The 14,954-nt window shown below is 70.5% G+C and carries 17 protein-coding genes; 8 read left to right on the top strand and 9 right to left on the bottom strand.

Annotation, left to right across the window (positions count from 1 at the left end; translation table 11 throughout):
• Positions 1–18: 18 nt before the first annotated feature.
• From AAFN86_RS19915 to AAFN86_RS19885, 7 genes are all read left to right on the top strand, one after another.
• On the top strand, positions 19–1,293 hold the full coding sequence (locus tag AAFN86_RS19915) for a pyruvate dehydrogenase complex dihydrolipoamide acetyltransferase (protein ID WP_347545298.1): 1,275 nt from the start codon (positions 19–21) through the stop codon (positions 1,291–1,293).
• Positions 1,290–1,778 (top strand): GNAT family N-acetyltransferase, encoded by a 489-nt coding sequence (locus tag AAFN86_RS19910; protein ID WP_347545297.1) that lies wholly within the window; start codon positions 1,290–1,292, stop codon positions 1,776–1,778. Before AAFN86_RS19915 ends, AAFN86_RS19910 begins: the two co-directional genes overlap by 4 nt.
• Positions 1,778–3,172 (top strand): dihydrolipoyl dehydrogenase, encoded by a 1,395-nt coding sequence (gene lpdA, locus AAFN86_RS19905; protein WP_347545296.1) that lies wholly within the window; start codon positions 1,778–1,780, stop codon positions 3,170–3,172. Before AAFN86_RS19910 ends, lpdA begins: the two co-directional genes overlap by 1 nt.
• A 137-nt stretch (positions 3,173–3,309) precedes the next feature.
• On the top strand, positions 3,310–4,338 hold the full coding sequence (gene lipA, locus AAFN86_RS19900; RefSeq protein ID WP_347545295.1) for a lipoyl synthase: 1,029 nt from the start codon (positions 3,310–3,312) through the stop codon (positions 4,336–4,338).
• A 1-nt stretch (position 4,339) separates the two neighbouring features.
• The gene (locus AAFN86_RS19895; protein ID WP_347545294.1) at positions 4,340–4,816 is read left to right on the top strand and encodes a type II toxin-antitoxin system RatA family toxin; all 477 of its coding nucleotides are present in this window, start codon (positions 4,340–4,342) and stop codon (positions 4,814–4,816) included.
• A gap of 5 nt (positions 4,817–4,821) precedes the next feature.
• Positions 4,822–5,436, top strand: a complete 615-nt coding sequence (locus AAFN86_RS19890; RefSeq protein WP_347545293.1) for a hypothetical protein — start codon at positions 4,822–4,824, stop codon at positions 5,434–5,436.
• 57 nt (positions 5,437–5,493) lie between these two features.
• Complete coding sequence (locus AAFN86_RS19885) at positions 5,494–6,141, top strand: glutathione S-transferase family protein (RefSeq protein WP_347545292.1); 648 nt, start codon at positions 5,494–5,496, stop codon at positions 6,139–6,141.
• A 173-nt stretch (positions 6,142–6,314) separates the two neighbouring features.
• On the opposite strand, the gene AAFN86_RS19880 is transcribed toward AAFN86_RS19885, so the two are convergent.
• Entirely contained in the window at positions 6,315–6,875 is a 561-nt protein-coding gene (locus tag AAFN86_RS19880; protein WP_347545291.1) for a DUF4337 domain-containing protein, read from the bottom strand.
• Positions 6,876–6,936: 61 nt separating this feature from the next.
• Entirely contained in the window at positions 6,937–7,482 is a 546-nt protein-coding gene (locus AAFN86_RS19875; RefSeq protein ID WP_347545290.1) for an amino acid synthesis family protein, read from the bottom strand.
• Between the two features lie 78 nt (positions 7,483–7,560).
• Between AAFN86_RS19875 and AAFN86_RS19870 the strand changes: the two genes are divergently transcribed.
• Positions 7,561–8,628: a threonine aldolase family protein gene (locus AAFN86_RS19870; RefSeq protein WP_347545289.1), complete on the top strand. Its 1,068-nt coding sequence runs from the start codon at positions 7,561–7,563 to the stop codon at positions 8,626–8,628.
• Between the two features lie 35 nt (positions 8,629–8,663).
• Here AAFN86_RS19870 and AAFN86_RS19865 read toward each other — a convergent pair whose 3' ends face one another.
• From AAFN86_RS19865 to AAFN86_RS19835, 7 genes are all read right to left on the bottom strand, one after another.
• Complete coding sequence (locus tag AAFN86_RS19865; protein WP_347545288.1) at positions 8,664–9,797, bottom strand: DUF2252 family protein; 1,134 nt, start codon at positions 9,795–9,797, stop codon at positions 8,664–8,666.
• Positions 9,794–10,279 (bottom strand): hypothetical protein, encoded by a 486-nt coding sequence (locus AAFN86_RS19860; RefSeq protein ID WP_347545287.1) that lies wholly within the window; start codon positions 10,277–10,279, stop codon positions 9,794–9,796. Before AAFN86_RS19860 ends, AAFN86_RS19865 begins: the two co-directional genes overlap by 4 nt.
• 106 nt (positions 10,280–10,385) lie before the next feature.
• Positions 10,386–10,997 (bottom strand): DUF882 domain-containing protein, encoded by a 612-nt coding sequence (locus AAFN86_RS19855; RefSeq protein ID WP_347545286.1) that lies wholly within the window; start codon positions 10,995–10,997, stop codon positions 10,386–10,388.
• Positions 10,998–11,200: 203 nt separating this feature from the next.
• Positions 11,201–11,683 carry a nicotinamide-nucleotide amidohydrolase family protein gene (locus tag AAFN86_RS19850; RefSeq protein ID WP_347545285.1) on the bottom strand — a complete coding sequence of 161 codons (483 nt, stop codon included), beginning with the start codon at positions 11,681–11,683 and terminating at the stop codon, positions 11,201–11,203.
• 2 nt (positions 11,684–11,685) lie between these two features.
• On the bottom strand, positions 11,686–12,135 hold the full coding sequence (locus tag AAFN86_RS19845) for a phosphatidylglycerophosphatase A (RefSeq protein ID WP_347545284.1): 450 nt from the start codon (positions 12,133–12,135) through the stop codon (positions 11,686–11,688).
• Positions 12,132–12,983, bottom strand: coding sequence for an alpha/beta fold hydrolase (locus AAFN86_RS19840; protein ID WP_347545283.1), 852 nt, complete (start codon positions 12,981–12,983; stop codon positions 12,132–12,134). The genes AAFN86_RS19845 and AAFN86_RS19840 overlap by 4 nt, the downstream gene beginning before the upstream one ends.
• Positions 12,980–14,941: a lytic transglycosylase domain-containing protein gene (locus AAFN86_RS19835; protein ID WP_347545282.1), complete on the bottom strand. Its 1,962-nt coding sequence runs from the start codon at positions 14,939–14,941 to the stop codon at positions 12,980–12,982. Before AAFN86_RS19835 ends, AAFN86_RS19840 begins: the two co-directional genes overlap by 4 nt.
• Positions 14,942–14,954 lie beyond the last annotated feature (13 nt).

Here is a 14,954-nt window from a genome sequence, read left to right as displayed (position 1 = left end):
GGGCGGGGGAACCAGCACATGGCCACGAATATCCTGATGCCGGCGCTCTCCCCCACCATGACGGAGGGCAATCTCGCGCGGTGGCTGAAGAAGGAAGGCGATCGCGTCAAGTCCGGCGACGTCATCGCCGAGATCGAGACCGACAAGGCGACGATGGAGGTCGAGGCCGTGGATGAGGGCATCCTCGGCAAGATCGTCGTGCCGGATGGTACGCAAGGCGTGAAGGTGAACGACGTGATCGCGGTGCTGGTCGAGGCAGGGGAGGCCGTGCCGTCCGGTGCGCCGGCCGCCGCCGCGCCGGCACCTGCCGCCACGCCCGCACCGGCCGCCGCTGCACCTGCGGCCGCGCCGGTCGCGCTGAACCCGCAGCCGCTGCCGCCGTCGGGCGGGGACCGGGTCTTCGCCTCGCCGCTCGCGCGGCGCATGGCGCAGCAGGCGGGGCTGGACCTGGCCGGTGTGAAGGGCTCCGGCCCGAATGGCCGCATCGTGAAGGCGGATATCGAGACTGCGCTGGCGCGCGGTCCGGTTGCTGCGCCGGCACCCGCGGCCGCTGCACCCGCGCCGAAGCCGGCCGCCGCGCCGCTGGTCGTCACCGCCGCGCATACCGCCGTGCCGAACAGCACGATGCGCAAGGTGATCGCCCGCCGCCTGTCGGAATCCAAGGCGACCATCCCGCATTTCTACGTGACGATGGATATCGAGATCGACGCGCTGCTGAAGCTGCGCGCGGATCTGAATGCACGTTCGCCGAAGGATGGACCCGGCGCCTACAAGCTGTCGGTCAACGACCTGGTGATCAAGGCGACGGCGGCCACGCTGCGCCGCTTCCCGTCCTGCAACGCGTCGTGGACCGACGACGCGATCATCCAGTACCACGACGTCGACATCTCGGTGGCGGTGTCGATCCCCGACGGGCTGATCACGCCCATCGTGAAGGGGGCCGACAAGAAAGGCCTCGCTGCTATCAGCAACGAGATGAAGGACCTCGCCGCACGGGCGAAGTCCGGCAAGCTGAAGCCGGATGAGTTCCAGGGCGGCGGATTCTCCATCTCGAACATGGGGATGTATGGCGTCAGCGACTTCTCCGCGATCATCAACCCGCCGCAGGCCGGCATCCTGGCGGTGTCCGCCGGGTTGCAGAAGCCGGTGGTGAAGGATGGTGCGTTGGCGATCGCGACGGTGATGACCTGCACGCTGTCGGTCGATCACCGCGTCATCGACGGCGCGCTGGCGGCGGAGTTCATCCAGGCGCTGAAGCGCACCATCGAGGATCCGCTGAGCCTGATGCTGTGACGTCCCTGGCTGTCAGGGACGCCACACCCGCCGACGTCCCGACCATCGCGCGCTTCGTGCGCGCGCTGGCCGAGTATGAGAAGCTTGCACACGAAGTGACAGGCACCGAGGCCGACTACCACGCCGCGATCTTCAGCAGCCCGCCACGCGCCGGCTGCCTGATCGCGGATATCGACGGCGAAGCCGCCGGCATGGCGCTGTACCACTGGACCTTCTCCACCTTCCTCGCCCGCCATGGGCGCTGGCTGGAGGATTTGTGGGTCGAACCGCAGTTCCGCCGGCGCGGCATCGCCAAGGCGCTGTTTGCGGAACTGGCGAAGCAGACGTTGGCCGAAGGTGGCAAGCGGCTTGCCTGGAACGTGCTCGACTGGAACACCCCGGCCATCGCGACCTATGACGCGATGGGCGCGGATACTCTCAAGGAATGGATCACGCGCCGCCTCGCCGGCGATGCGCTCAGGTCCCTGGCAGCGGAGGCAAGGTGATGGCCGAGACATTCGACCTGATGGTGGTGGGCGGCGGCCCCGGCGGCTATGTCGCGGCGATCCGCGCCGCGCAGCTGAAGATGAAGGTCGCGCTGGTCGAGCGCGAGAATCTCGGCGGCATCTGCCTCAACTGGGGCTGCATCCCGACCAAGGCGCTGCTCAAGGCGTCCGAGATCAACCACATGCTGCACAGCCTCGATCACTATGGCTTCGCGGTGGACAATCCGCGCTTCGACTTCGCCAAGGTGATCAAGCGGTCGCGCAACGTCGCCAATCAGCTCTCCTCCGGCGTGAAGGGGCTGATGAAGAAGCACAAGATCACGGTGTTCGACGGGCATGGGAAGCTCGCCGGCCCCGGCAAGATCGCCGTGTCCAAGGACGGCAAGCCGGTCGCCGAGGTCGCCGCGAAGAACATCATCCTCGCCACCGGCGCGCGCGCGCGCGTGCTGCCGGGGATGGAACCGGACGGCAAGCTGATCTGGTCCTATCGCGAGGCGCTGGTGCCCGATGCGCTGCCCAAGAAGCTGATCGTCATCGGCTCCGGCGCGATCGGGTCGGAATTCGCGTCCTTCTACCTCAACATGGGCTCCGAGGTGACGCTGATCGAGGTGCTGGACCGCATCCTGCCGGTCGAGGATGCCGAGGTTTCCGCCTTCGTCGCCAAGGCCTTCACCAAGCAGGGCATGAAGGTCATCACCGGGGCCAAGGTCCAGGGTGTCCGCAAGGAAGCCGGCGGCGTGGCCGCCATCATCGAGGTCGATGGCAAGGTTACCGAGATCAAGGCCGACCGGCTGATCTCCGCGGTCGGCATCGTCGGCAATGTCGAGGATCTCGGGCTTGAGGGCACCAAGGTGAAGGTGGACCGCACCCATGTGGTCATCGACGGGTATGGCCGCACGGGCGAACCGGGCGTCTATGCCATCGGCGACCTGGCCGGCCCGCCCTGGCTCGCCCACAAGGCGATGCATGAGGGTGTGATCGTGGTCGAGGGCATCGCCGGCAGCCACCCGCACGAGATGGACGTGACCAATATTCCGGGCTGCACCTATTGCCGCCCGCAGGTCGCCTCCGTCGGCCTGACCGAAGCAGCCGCAAAGGCCGCCGGCCATGAGGTTCGCGTGGGCCGTTTCCCCTTCATCGGCAATGGCAAGGCGATTGCGCTGGGTGAACCGGAAGGCTTCATCAAGACGGTCTTCGACGCCAGGACTGGTGCCATGCTGGGCGCCCACATGGTCGGCCCGGAGGTCACCGAGATGATCCAGGGCTACGGCATCGCCCGCACGATGGAAACGACCGAGGCCGAACTCATGGCGACGGTCTTCCCGCACCCGACCCTGTCCGAGGCGATGCATGAGTCCGTGCTCGACGCCTACGGCAAGGTCCTGCACATCTGATCGTGCGGTCGTGCCGCGCCCGGTGCGACAGTGCAACGGACAAAAATAGAAGGGGGTCCCGGGGGAATACTTTCCCCCGGCCTTAAGCCTCGCCGAAACCTGGTCCACCCCCTATATGGCCATCCCTGAGGCCCTTGATGACCAGCACCACCCGTATCGAGATCGACCATCGCACGCCCCGCACGGGTGCCGACCGGCATCCGGAGAAGGCGCATCGCCCTGACAACCCGATCCAGCGCAAGCCGTCCTGGATCCGGGTGAAAGCGCCGACGCATCCGATCTACCACGAGACGCGCAAGTTGATGCGCGACAGCAATCTGGTGACGGTGTGCGAGGAGGCCGCCTGCCCGAATATCGGCGAGTGCTGGTCGCAGCGTCACGCCACCATGATGATTATGGGCGAGACCTGCACGCGCGCCTGTTCCTTCTGCAATGTCGCGACGGGCATCCCCAAGCCGCTCGACACCGATGAACCGCGGCGGGTGGGGGAGGCGGTGGCCACGCTCGGCCTGCGCCACGTCGTCATTACCAGCGTGGATCGCGACGACCTGAAGGATGGTGGCGCGGAGCATTTCTCCCAGACCATCCGTGCCATCCGTGCGAACACGCCCGAGACGACCATCGAGATCCTGACGCCCGACTTCCTGCGCAAGGACGGCGCGCTGGAGGTCGTCGTCGAAGCGCGGCCGGATGTGTTCAACCACAATCTCGAAACCGTGCCCGGCCTGTATCCGACCATCCGGCCCGGGGCGCGCTACTACCATTCGCTGCGGCTGCTCGACCGGGTGAAGCAGCTCGACCCTTCGATCTTCACCAAGTCCGGCATCATGGTCGGCCTCGGGGAGGAACGGCTCCAGGTATTGCAGGTGATGGATGACCTGCGCAGCGCGGATGTCGATTTCCTCACTGTCGGCCAGTATCTCCAGCCCAGCGTGAAGCACGCCGCTGTCGACCGCTTCGTCACGCCGGACGAGTTCGAGGACTACGCCACGGCCGCGCGCGGCAAGGGGTTCCTGCTCGTTTCCGCCACGCCGCTGACACGCAGCAGCTACCACGCCGATCGCGATTTTGTCGCGCTGCGAAGCGCGCGGGAGGAGAAGCTGCGAAGCGCGCGGGAGGAGACGCTGCGCGTGGCGCGCGAGGAACGCCCGGCGGCGCGCGCCTGACATGCCGACGCATGCCGAGCGCAAGATCCTGCGCTACTCGCCCGAGCAGATGTTCGACCTGGTGGCGGATGTGCATCGCTACCCGGAATTCCTGCCCTGGTGCGTCGGCGCGCGGGTGTTGACGCGCAGCGAGACGGAACTGACCGCCGACCTGACCATCGGCTTCAAGATGTTCCGCGAGACCTTCCGATCCCGCGTCGCACTGGAACGCCCCGAGCATGTCCATGTCACCTATGAGACCGGCCCCTTCCGCTACCTGAACAACCACTGGCGCTTCCGCCCGACGCCGCAGGGCTGCGAGGTCGAGTTCTTCGTCGATTTCGAGTTCAAGAGCCGCATCCTGCAGATGGCGATCGGCGTGGTGTTCAACGAAGCGGTGCGCCTGATGGTGCGCGCCTTCGAACGCCGCGCCATGGCGCTGTACGGCCGCAGCAGCGCACCGGTCGCGCCAGGCTCGCCGGCACCCTCCACCGGCTGACCGCGGTGGCGTTGCGGGATCGGCTGCATCGGGCCTGGCATTCACCTCGCAGCGGTCCCGTCATCCTGGTCCTTCTCGGCCTGCCGGCCCTCTGCTTCGTCATCGCCATGGCGGTCTTCGCGGGCACCATCGTCCTGGAACTCATTCGGGCGCTCGTCACGCCGGGCCATGTGCCGATGGCGCGCGCCTCGCCCTGGTTCACCGGCATCATGGCGCTCGCCTGGGCGGTCCTGGTCCTCGTGCTGCTGAGGATGCGCGCGACGGCGCGGGCCAATCGCGGCCTCGACCTCTCGATCGCGCTGCGCCAAGCGGGCCGGCCGGTCGCCGCGGCGACGCTCGCCACCCGTCTTGGCGTGGCGCTGGGGGGCGGTGCCGCCACTGTCGGCGAGACCATCCGCGAGGACTACGGCGCCGGCGCCTGGGTGGAAGCCGGCACCGAGCGTTTCTGGCTGTCCGTGAGCAGCGAGGGCGGGCGCGATGTGGTCGTCGGCCTGGCCTATGATCCGGGCCCCGACCTTGCCCGCCGGCTGTCGCATCGCGCCGACCGCGCGGCGTTCGCGCGCCTCGCTGCTGCGCTGCAGGCCGCCATCGACGTCGACCCCGCCCTTCAACGTGCCTGATGGCGCCATCAGGGATTTGCGTTGGCAGGCGCCGCACGCGGCAGTCAAGCTGCGACCATGAACTACATCCTCTATGGCGACATCGGCTCCGGTTCCGCCCCCGTCGAGATGGCGCTCGCCGAGATCGGCGCCCCGGTCGAATTGCGGGCGGTTCCCCTGTCCACCGACGCGCAACGCGCCGGCGCGTACCGCCGCATCAACCCTATGGGCCGCATCCCGACACTGCTGCTGCCCGACGGCACAGTGCTGACCGAATCCATCGCCATCCTGCTGACGCTCGCCGACCGCCATCCGGACGCCGCGCTGCTGCCACCGCCCGGTTCATCGGACCGCGCCCGCGCCCTGCGCTGGATGATGGTCGCCGGCGCCGAGGGCTACCCCCACGTCACCCGCTTCGACTACCCCGAGCGCTTCAGCCCCGACCCCACCCACGCGGCGCCGATCCGCACCCGCGCGCTCGAGATGTACCGCGACCTCTGGCGGCTGGTGGAAGCCGAGGCAGGGCTGGCCGGCGACCCTGCCGCACCCTTCCTGCTGGGGCAGCGCTTTACCGTCGCCGACATCTACCTCGCGGTGCTGTCGCGCTGGCTCAAGGGTGCGACCTGGCTGCCGGAAGCTTGCCCGCGGCTGGCCACGCTGGGGCGGGCCGTCGCGGCCCGTCCGGCGATCGCGCCGGTCTGGGGGCGCCATTTTTCCACGGGGTGAAGGAAGGGCAGGGGCGCCGCCCCTGCACCCCGCCGGGGGGCGTACGCGCCCCCCGGACCCCGCGGGCTTCTGGAGCGTGATGGCCCCAGGTGCGAATGCATCGGAGGTCTGAATCATGCGATCAAACAAATGGTTAGGGCGTGATGGGTGAACGAATGTGAACCAATCACGCTCTAGAAATGCACCAGCGTCGGCGCGAAGAAGGCCAACGCGGCGAAGCCGACGCCGATCGCCCCCAGCAGGCCGCCCGCGACCGCCAGCAAGGCGACGCCCGTGATCACGCTCGCCGAGGCCACCACGATGCCGACCTGGAAGGCCGCCGAGCCGATCTCGTACATGTGGTAGGCGGCCAGCGACCGGTCGCGCTTCTCCTCCGCCGAGCGCGCACGCGTCATCAACTCGCGCCGACCCTCGCCCGTCTCGGGCTCGCTGTCCCACCGCGCGGCCGTGGCACGCCAGGCCTCCTGCTGCCGGGCGATGGCGGCCTGCGCTGCCTCGGGCATCACCGGCAGGCCGAGCGCGGCATGCTCGGCCGCCGTGCGCACCGTGGTCTGGCGGATCGTGCGCGCCTGGAAGAAGGCCCACAGGTTGGCGGCCTCGATATTGGAACTGATCGCCTGGGTCTGCTGGCTTTTCGCGCCGGTCTCCGCCAGCGCGAGGAACAGTGCCAGCACCGCGATCAGCAGCGCGACACCCTTGTTGGACCCATGATCGACATGAGCGCCCCCAGCCATGGCAGTCTCCCTTTCGTTACAGGGGTGCCATCTGCCCGCGCGAACCGATTCGCGGAAGGGGTCAGCGCGGCGCCCCCTCGCCGATCCGGTGCAACAGCCGCCCGCCATCCGCCAACGCCATCACCACAACGATCTCCTCGGGCCGCGGCGCATCGCCCATCATCACCGTGATGGCGTCGAAATGCCCGCGCGACCAGGCATCGTCCTTGTGGCCCAGTGGCACGTCGATCGCCGTCCCCGGCCCGCCCAACTTCACCGCGGAGGGGATCAGCGCCGCCCCGCCGCCGATCGCGGCGCGCAGCGGTGCGCCCATGCGCGGATGCAGCAGGGCATGGCCGTGCTCCAATTCCCCCATCGACCCCACGATCGCCGCCTTGCCATAGGACACCGCCGGCCCGTCCAGCATCTTCACCAGGTCGCCGGCGAAACGCTGCGCCAGCGCGGCACCCGCATCCACCAACTCAGTCAGGTCGCCGATGAAGCGCCGGGCGAAGGGATTCTGGATCGCCACCAGGGCGACCGCGCGCACCACCGGGCGCTTGGCGGCGTGGCCCATCTCGGCAAACGCCTGTTCGCGCAGCAGCGTCACCTTGCGGATCTCGACCATGGCTGGGGTCCTCCCTCTGGCCGGATCGTGGCGCCGGGGGCATGCTCCGCGCAACCGCATCGCAGGAAGACGCGCCCCATGGTCCATGCCCCGAACCGCCCGCCCGCCGGCGCCCCGCCCACCCGCATCAACCTGTATTCCGACACGCAGACGCGCCCGACGCCTGCGATGAAGGACGCGATGATGCGCGCCGAGGTCGGCGACGAGCAGCATGGCGACGACCCGACGGTGCACGAATTGTGCGACCGCATGGCCGCGCTGATGGGCAAGCAGGCGGCGATGTACCTGCCGTCGGGCACCATGTGCAATGTCATCGCCATCCTGACCCATTGCGGCAAGGGCGATGAGGTCATCGCGCATGAGACCAGCCACATCCTGCATTCCGAAGGCGGCACCCATGCCGCGCTGACCGGCGTGCAGATCATGCCGATGACCGGCCCGCGCGGCATGTTCACCGCTGACGACGTGCGCCGCGCGGTTCGCCCCAAGACCCGCTACGCCCCGCCCCAACGCCTGCTGGAGGTCGAGCAGACCGCCAATATCGGCGGCGGCGCGATCTGGCCGCTGGCGCAGTTGAACGCGGTCGCGGATGTCGCCCACGAACAGGGCTGGTCCACCCACATGGACGGCGCGCGGCTGATGAATGCCTGCGTGGGTGCCGGCATCGCGGCCAAGGACATGGTGGCGAACTACGACAGCGTGTGGCTCGACTTCACCAAGGGCCTCGGCGCCCCGCTCGGCGCCGTGCTGTGCGGCGACGCAGAATTCATCGGCCGCGCCTGGCGGTGGAAGCAGCGCCTGGGCGGTTCGATGCGCCAGGCGGGCATCTGCGCCGCTGCCTGCCTCTACGCGCTCGACAACAACATCGACCGGCTGGCCGACGACCACGCGAACGCCAAGGCGCTTGCCCGTGGCCTGCGCCAGATCCCCGGCGTGGTGGTCGAGGAACCCGACACCAACCTGGTGTTCTTCGACATCAAGGGCGCGGGGATGGATGTCGCGACGCTGCAGGCGAAGCTGCAGATGCGCGGTGTCGCGGTGTCGGGCCTCGGCGGCCGGGTGCGCGCCTGCACGCATCTGGATGTCACCGCGCCGATGATCGACGACGCGATCGGCGAGATCAGGGCGGCTCTCGCCGCCGCCTGACACCGGCGGCCGCTGCCCCGCATCGGCGGCGGCCGTCAGTCCTTCATGGCTCGGCGCAGCGTCGCCTGTTCCTGGCGTGCGCGGGCAGCGAGCCTGTCCGCAGCCGCCGCCAGCGCCTGCCCGGCGAGGTCGAGCGGCTTGCCCTGAGCGATCTCCGCCAGGATATGCGCCGCCGCGCCCGGCGTGGCGGCATGGATGCCGGCCAGATCCCGGCCCATGGCGTCGAGCATCTCCGGATCGAGCAGCCGTTCAGCGTGATCCTTCGCCTCGAGCTTGCTGTTGTTCGGCGACAGGCGACGCACCGCGACCCCGTCATGGAAGGTCAGGAAGGGATCGGGGGCGCGATAGGCACCCTGCGCGACTTCGGCGGCGCGGCACAGGAAGGGCGCCGCCGGCACCACGCGCAGCCAGGCGGAGGGCAGCATCGCTTTCGCCTCGCGCAGGATGGGGCCGCCCTGCCAATCGGCGCGCAGCACCCAGCGCGGCCGCCCCAGGCTGCCCGCCCCCGCGCTGCGCGGCCAGACGCCGGTGATGGACGCCCCCGGCGGCAGGGAGGCCAGCAGCGCCTCGATCATCCGGGCCGGTGGGCGGCGATCCGGCATCGGGTCGGGCGGGGCCATTTTGCTGGTCCAGAACTCCGACCGCGCCTCTTCCTGCTTCTTCCAGGCCTTCTCGTCGCGGACCGCCATGACCTGCCCCCGCAACCAGGCGAAGTCGTGGTCGAGGACGATCGGACGCGGAATGCTGAGCCCGGCGTGATACCCCGCCATGATCGCCCGCGCATCGGCCTGTCCCGCGACGGCCGGTCCGGCGTCCCGCGCCAGCAGCGCGCTGGTGGCAAGCCGCAGCAGGTCGAGCGGCCATGGCATCACGGCGGCCTCGTCGAAATCATTCACGCCCCAGGCGAGCCGCCCCTCGGCGTCGCGCCAGGTCCCGAAATTCTCGAGATGGATATCGCCGACGGCGAGCACCGCCTGGCCGGGCCGGTCGGGTGTCCAGTCCTTGCCCACCGTTTCAGCCCAGCGCCAATACGTCGCGCGGAAGAACGGGAAGGGCCCCTTGGCCATCTTGCGACGGCGGTCGGCCAGATCCTCCTCGATGGCATCCCCGCCGAGCTGGTCGCGCAGCCAGTCGTCATAGGCGTCCGCCGCCGCGACGATGCCCGTCACGTCGGCAGTTTCCCTGCCATGGCCTCCTCGATGGCGATGCCGGTCGGCTCGACATGGCGAGGCTGCGGGCGGACCTTGGCGGGGGCCTTGAAGTCGCCGGCTGCGTCGGTGCCGGCGCGCAGCGCTGCCGGCAGTCCCCACGGCACGTCGGTATCGAGCCCTTCGGTGCGCGCGGCGGCGGCAAGGCGCGGGATATGGGGCGCTCCGGGCTTCAGCGCCGCAGTGTCGTCAAGCAGGTCCGCCGCCAGCGATGCCTTCTGCCCGGCCAGCCCCGTGACGTTGTGGAAGCCGAACGTCACCTGCGCATGGCCAGTGTTGAAGGCGATCACACGGTGCTCGATCGCGTGCCAGGCGTCCTGGGTGCGCGGCCGCAATCCGCCATCCTCCCATCGCAGGATCGTGCGTGCCAGCCGTGCCGCGAAGGCCGGGCGGCAATCGCCGAGCCGCTGCGCGTTGCGTGCCTGCCGCTTGGGTTCGTCCATGGAAGCCTCCATCCCTGAACGGATCGAGGACAAAGCGTTATGCCTGCCGGCGACAAATGACCATGATTTGCTGCGGCAGCCGTCGCACGGCGCCGATCGCGCCGGATCAGTTCAGCATCCGCGTCCACGACGCCTTCGGCCCGATGTCGATATGGGTGAAGGACCCGTACCAGCCGATGCCCATGAAGCCGAGATGCTGGGACAGCACCATCGCATGGCTGCAGATCTCCGACTGCGGCACGCCGCGCACCACGATGTCGGCCGCCATGCCGCGCATGTGCAGGCTGTTCGGCGCCGCATAGGGCAGCGTGGCATTGGTCGCCGGCGTCCGGTAGCCGGAGATCAGCCGCAGCGGCCGCGTATAGCCCAGCCGTTCCTGGACCAGCGATAGCATGTCGAGCAGCAGCCCCGGGATCGGCCCCGGCGCATCCTCGCGCAGGTCGCGGAACAGCGCCTGGAGCCTGGCCAGTGCCGCAATGTTGTAGTCCTGCCCGGTGCGATAGGCGACGGCGATCTCCTCGCCGGCATTGTTCTGCAGCCACAGCCAGCGGTCGCGCTGCGGCGGCTCGGCGGCTGGCGGCGCCGGCGCCGGAGGAGCATCGCCATACCCCAGCACATCGGCCCGCGCCGTGCCGCCACCGATCGCGGCCGCGCCAAGCCCGGCGAGCATGGCGCGCCGGCGCAGCAACGGCAGGGTCCGTATCGGTTCCTTAACCATATCTCAATTCTGCGACCGGGCCGGCGACGCGCGCAAGCGGCACTGCGATTCGCGCAAGACGTGCGCGGCGGGTGTTGCAGTCGCGTCTCATGCCGGCGCGCTTTGTTGATCATGCGGTTGACCGGCAGGCGCGCAATGCCGGTGTGGCGGCTGCCCGCGCCAGCAGGATCCTCGCACCACGTCGGCCGAAAGGCTGGCCGGTATCAGCCCGGCATTGCCAGGCGTAACGCCGCAGCCACCGTCGCGGCGCGCACGGCCGCGCGATCACCCGGAAAGACGTGGCGTTCCACGACAGTCGCCGCATCGCGCCGCGCACAGCCGATGAACACCAGCCCGACCGGCTTGCCCGGCGTTGCCCCGCCCGGCCCGGCGATGCCGGTGCAGGACAGCGCGACATCGACCCGCGCCTCGCGCAGCGCGCCCTCGGCCATCTCCCGCGCCACCGGTTCGCTGACCGCCCCATGGGTGTCGAGCGCGGCGGCGCCGACCCCCACCATCCGCATCTTCGCCGCGTTGGAGTATGTGACGAAGCCCGCCATCACCACCGAGGACGATCCGGCGATCGCCGTCAGCGCCGCGGCGATCAACCCGCCGGTGCAGGATTCCGCGGTGGCGAGGGTCAGCCCGCGTGCTTCCAGCGCGGCCAGCAGGTCGCGCGCCTGGTCCAGAGTCCCGATCGGCAGCATGGTCACAGCACCCCCGGCAGCACGAAGCCGAACAGCAGCAGCAGCGCCGCGGCGATCGCCCCGGCCAGGATGTCGTCCAGCATGACGCCGGTCGCGCCATGCAGCCCATCGGCCCAGGATACCGGCCAGGGCTTGATGATGTCGAAGGCGCGGAACAGCGCAAAGGCCACCGCCGCGCCGATCCAGCCGGCATCGGGCGGCAGCGCGGCGAGGGCGACCAGCATCCCCGCCACCTCATCCACCACGATCCAGCCCGGATCCTCGGCCGGGCGGCCGCGCAGCACCGCGGACACCGCCACCCAGCCGATCGCGCCCACCAGCACGGCGAGGACCAGCACGGCCTCGCGCCCCAGCAGCAGGGCCGGCAGGGCGACCAGCGAACCCCAGGTGCCCGGCGCCGGGCGCAGCCGCCCGACGCCGCCCACGGTCGCGACCAGCATCGACGGCGTCACGCCAGCCCCGCCAGGAAGCCGTCGATGCCCGCCACCACCGGGGCTTCCTCGAGCGTCGGCGCATGCCCGGTGCCGGGCAGCGAGACGACCCGCATGTCGGGGCGCGCCCGGCGCATGGCAGCCACGGTATCGGCCGTCAGCAGGTGGCTTTCCTGCCCCCAGACCAGCATCAGCGGCAGCCGCGCCAGGCTGTGGAAATACGGCCACAGGTCGGGCGGCGCGCCGGCCGCGTCGCCCACCGCCTGCTGGCCCACGCGAATGTCCCAGCGCGGATGCCACAGACCGTCCTCGGCCTGGCCATAGGTGCGCGCGGTGAAGGCGCGCCAGCCTGCCTCGTCGAGCGCGGGCAGGGGCGGGTGGCGCTGCCGCAGCCAGGTGGTGGCGGCCTCCAGCGAGGTGAATGACGGATCGGAGCCGATCAGTTCGACCACCGCCGCGCGACCCATCGGTTCGATATGCGGCCCGATGTCGTTCAGCACCACGGCGGCCAGCGCGCCCGGCCGCATCACGCCGATCGCCATGGCCGCAAGCCCGCCGAAGGACGTTCCGATCAGCGCGACGCGATGCAGGTGCAGCGCGGCCATCGCATCCAGCACGTCGCGGATCAGCGCCTCCGGCCGGTAGCGTTCCGCTTCGCCGGCGCGCGCGCTTTCGCCGTGCCCGGCATAATCCAGCGCCACCACCCGCCGCCGCCCCGCATGGCGCCCCGCCAGCGCGGCGAAGTCGAGCGCGGTGCGGCAGATCCCCGGCAGGCACAACAGTGCCGTGCGTCGCGGGTCGCCCGGCCAGACGCTCGCCGCCAGGCGCAGCCCGTCATGGGCCGGGATCTCGACGCGTTGCCCGGTCACCGCGCCTGCCGCAGATACGGGGCGAGGGGATGGTCCCGCGTCGCGGCGGCAGGGTCGGCGGCGCGATAGACGATGACGTTCTCGACCACCCGCTGGACGTAGTTGCGCGTCTCGGTGAAGGGGATCTGCTCGATCCAGTCGAGCATGTCGACATCGCCCCCGCGCGGGTCGCCATAGGTGCCGAGCCACTGGTCGACCCGACCGGGGCCGGCGTTGTACGCTGCGGCGGCGAGCGGCAGCGCACCCGCATAGCGGTTCAGCATCTGGTCCAGATACCCGGCGCCAAGCCGCATATTGGCTTGCGGGTCGGCGGTGAGCTGCCCGACCTGATACGCGACGCCAAGCTGGCGTGCGACCAGCGCGGCGGTTGACGGCAGCAGCTGCATCAGCCCGCGCGCATTGGCGCCGCTCACCGCTTCCGTATCGAAATTGCTTTCCTGCCTGGTGATGGCGTTGATGTAGGCCGGCTCCGGGCTGGTCACCGGCGGGCGATAGGGGGTGGGCCAGCCTTCGGGCAGGATCATGTCCCCCGCCGCCCCGGCGCGGCGCGCCACCCACACCGCGTGGTCCGGCCGGCCGATATGGACGGCGAGCCGCGCCGCCAGCATCCGGTCAGTGCCATCGGCGGCGAGATCCTCCAACCGCAGCAGGAAGATCCTCGCGCGGCGAGTATCGCCGAGATCGGCCAGGGTCAGTACCGCGCGCGCCAACTCCCGCCCGCTGAAATCCACCGCGCGCGGCTGCGTCACGGGTGGGGCGGGGGCACGGGCGATGCGCGCGGACAGCCGCGCCGCATCCTCGCCCAGCGCCAGCGCCGAGAGCTGCCCGTAATAGGCGACCGGTAGCTCCGCACCGGCGGCGAAGCGCGTCCTCGCCCCGGCGGCATCACCACGGGCGGCGAGTGCGCGGCCTTCCCAATAAGCGGCCCGTGCGCGGGTGATGACCGAGCGGCTGCCTTCCCCAACGCCGACGAAATGCCGCTGCGCCGTGGCCGGGTCGTTCAGCCGACGCAGGGCGATGAAGCCGGCGAGGAACTCGCCTTCCTGCCGCGATTCGCCCGGCGTCGCCTGGCCATGCGCGGCGGCGGTGCGATAGGCCTCGCGGTCCTGGCCGAGCCGCAGCAGCTTGCGCGAGAGCACCTGCCGTTCCGCCCAGACGGCGCGGGCGTTGGCGCCCTCGAGCCCGGGCTGCAAGCGCTCCGCCGCGACCCAGGCGGCGGCGGCCTCGGCGTCGCGGTCGCGCCGGCGCAGCAGCCGCGCCTGCTCATAGGCCCAGCCGATATCCGTCGGCGTGGCGGACAGCACGCTGTCATTGTCCTGCACCAGGGCAAGCCGCGTGGCCGCCGCGGCCGCCTGCGGGCCGGCCAGCCGCGCGGCCGCGCGGCCGGCGCCGGCGTAGTCGCGCGCGAAGGCGAGCCGGTCGAAGCGGCGCCAATGATCCTCGGCGGTGAGCTGGCTGCCGAAGCGCAGCAGCAGCGTCTCCTCGGACAGCGCGTCGCCGGGGGTATCGGCCCAGCCCTGGCGGAGGGTGGCTTGCACCTCGGCGCTGCGACCGGCGCGGTCCAGGGCCTCCGCCTGGCGCAGCGTGCCCTGCAGGGTGCGCGCCGGGTTGCGCGCGAAATGGCGCAGCGCCAGGGCATCGTCGGAATCGATGGCCAGCGCCACCTCGGCCCGGCGGATCAGCGCATCGGGCAACGGCCAGTCCGGATTGTCGGCAATGAAGGCGACGAGTTCGGCCGCCGACGCCGGCGCGGCGCGATTCGACAACCGGATCCACAGCGCGATCTTGGCGGCGAGCGGGTCGGCCACCGCGGCGAAGCTGTCGGCCTCCCCCCATCGCCCGGCCGAGGCGGCGGCGAGCGCCTGGCGGCCGGCAACGCGGGCGCCTTCGGGCGCCCAGGGCTGGGCGGTGGCGGGAATCGGCAGGGCGAGCAGGGCGAGGAGGAGCAGGCGGCGCATGGCTGCCTTCCTA

The organism is Roseomonas sp. CAU 1739, assembly GCF_039839775.1.
Lineage (GTDB): Bacteria > Pseudomonadota > Alphaproteobacteria > Acetobacterales > Acetobacteraceae > Neoroseomonas.
The sequence above is the reverse complement of the archived record's forward strand: the minus strand, read 5'-3'. Positions and strand labels throughout refer to the sequence as shown.

Bases quoted from the DNA above. Each gene is read 5' to 3' on its own strand.
- AAFN86_RS19915 (WP_347545298.1), top strand. From the start codon at position 19: ATGGCCACGAATATCCTGATGCCGGCGCTCTCCCCCACCATGACGGAG.
- lpdA (WP_347545296.1), top strand. From the start codon at position 1,778: ATGGCCGAGACATTCGACCTGATGGTGGTGGGCGGCGGCCCCGGCGGC.
- lipA (WP_347545295.1), top strand. From the start codon at position 3,310: ATGACCAGCACCACCCGTATCGAGATCGACCATCGCACGCCCCGCACG.
- AAFN86_RS19895 (WP_347545294.1), top strand. From the start codon at position 4,340: ATGCCGACGCATGCCGAGCGCAAGATCCTGCGCTACTCGCCCGAGCAG.
- AAFN86_RS19885 (WP_347545292.1), top strand. From the start codon at position 5,494: ATGAACTACATCCTCTATGGCGACATCGGCTCCGGTTCCGCCCCCGTC.
- AAFN86_RS19880 (WP_347545291.1), bottom strand. From the start codon at position 6,875: ATGGCTGGGGGCGCTCATGTCGATCATGGGTCCAACAAGGGTGTCGCG.
- AAFN86_RS19875 (WP_347545290.1), bottom strand. From the start codon at position 7,482: ATGGTCGAGATCCGCAAGGTGACGCTGCTGCGCGAACAGGCGTTTGCC.
- AAFN86_RS19870 (WP_347545289.1), top strand. From the start codon at position 7,561: ATGGTCCATGCCCCGAACCGCCCGCCCGCCGGCGCCCCGCCCACCCGC.
- AAFN86_RS19860 (WP_347545287.1), bottom strand. From the start codon at position 10,279: ATGGACGAACCCAAGCGGCAGGCACGCAACGCGCAGCGGCTCGGCGAT.
- AAFN86_RS19855 (WP_347545286.1), bottom strand. From the start codon at position 10,997: ATGGTTAAGGAACCGATACGGACCCTGCCGTTGCTGCGCCGGCGCGCC.
- AAFN86_RS19850 (WP_347545285.1), bottom strand. From the start codon at position 11,683: ATGCTGCCGATCGGGACTCTGGACCAGGCGCGCGACCTGCTGGCCGCG.
- AAFN86_RS19835 (WP_347545282.1), bottom strand. From the start codon at position 14,941: ATGCGCCGCCTGCTCCTCCTCGCCCTGCTCGCCCTGCCGATTCCCGCC.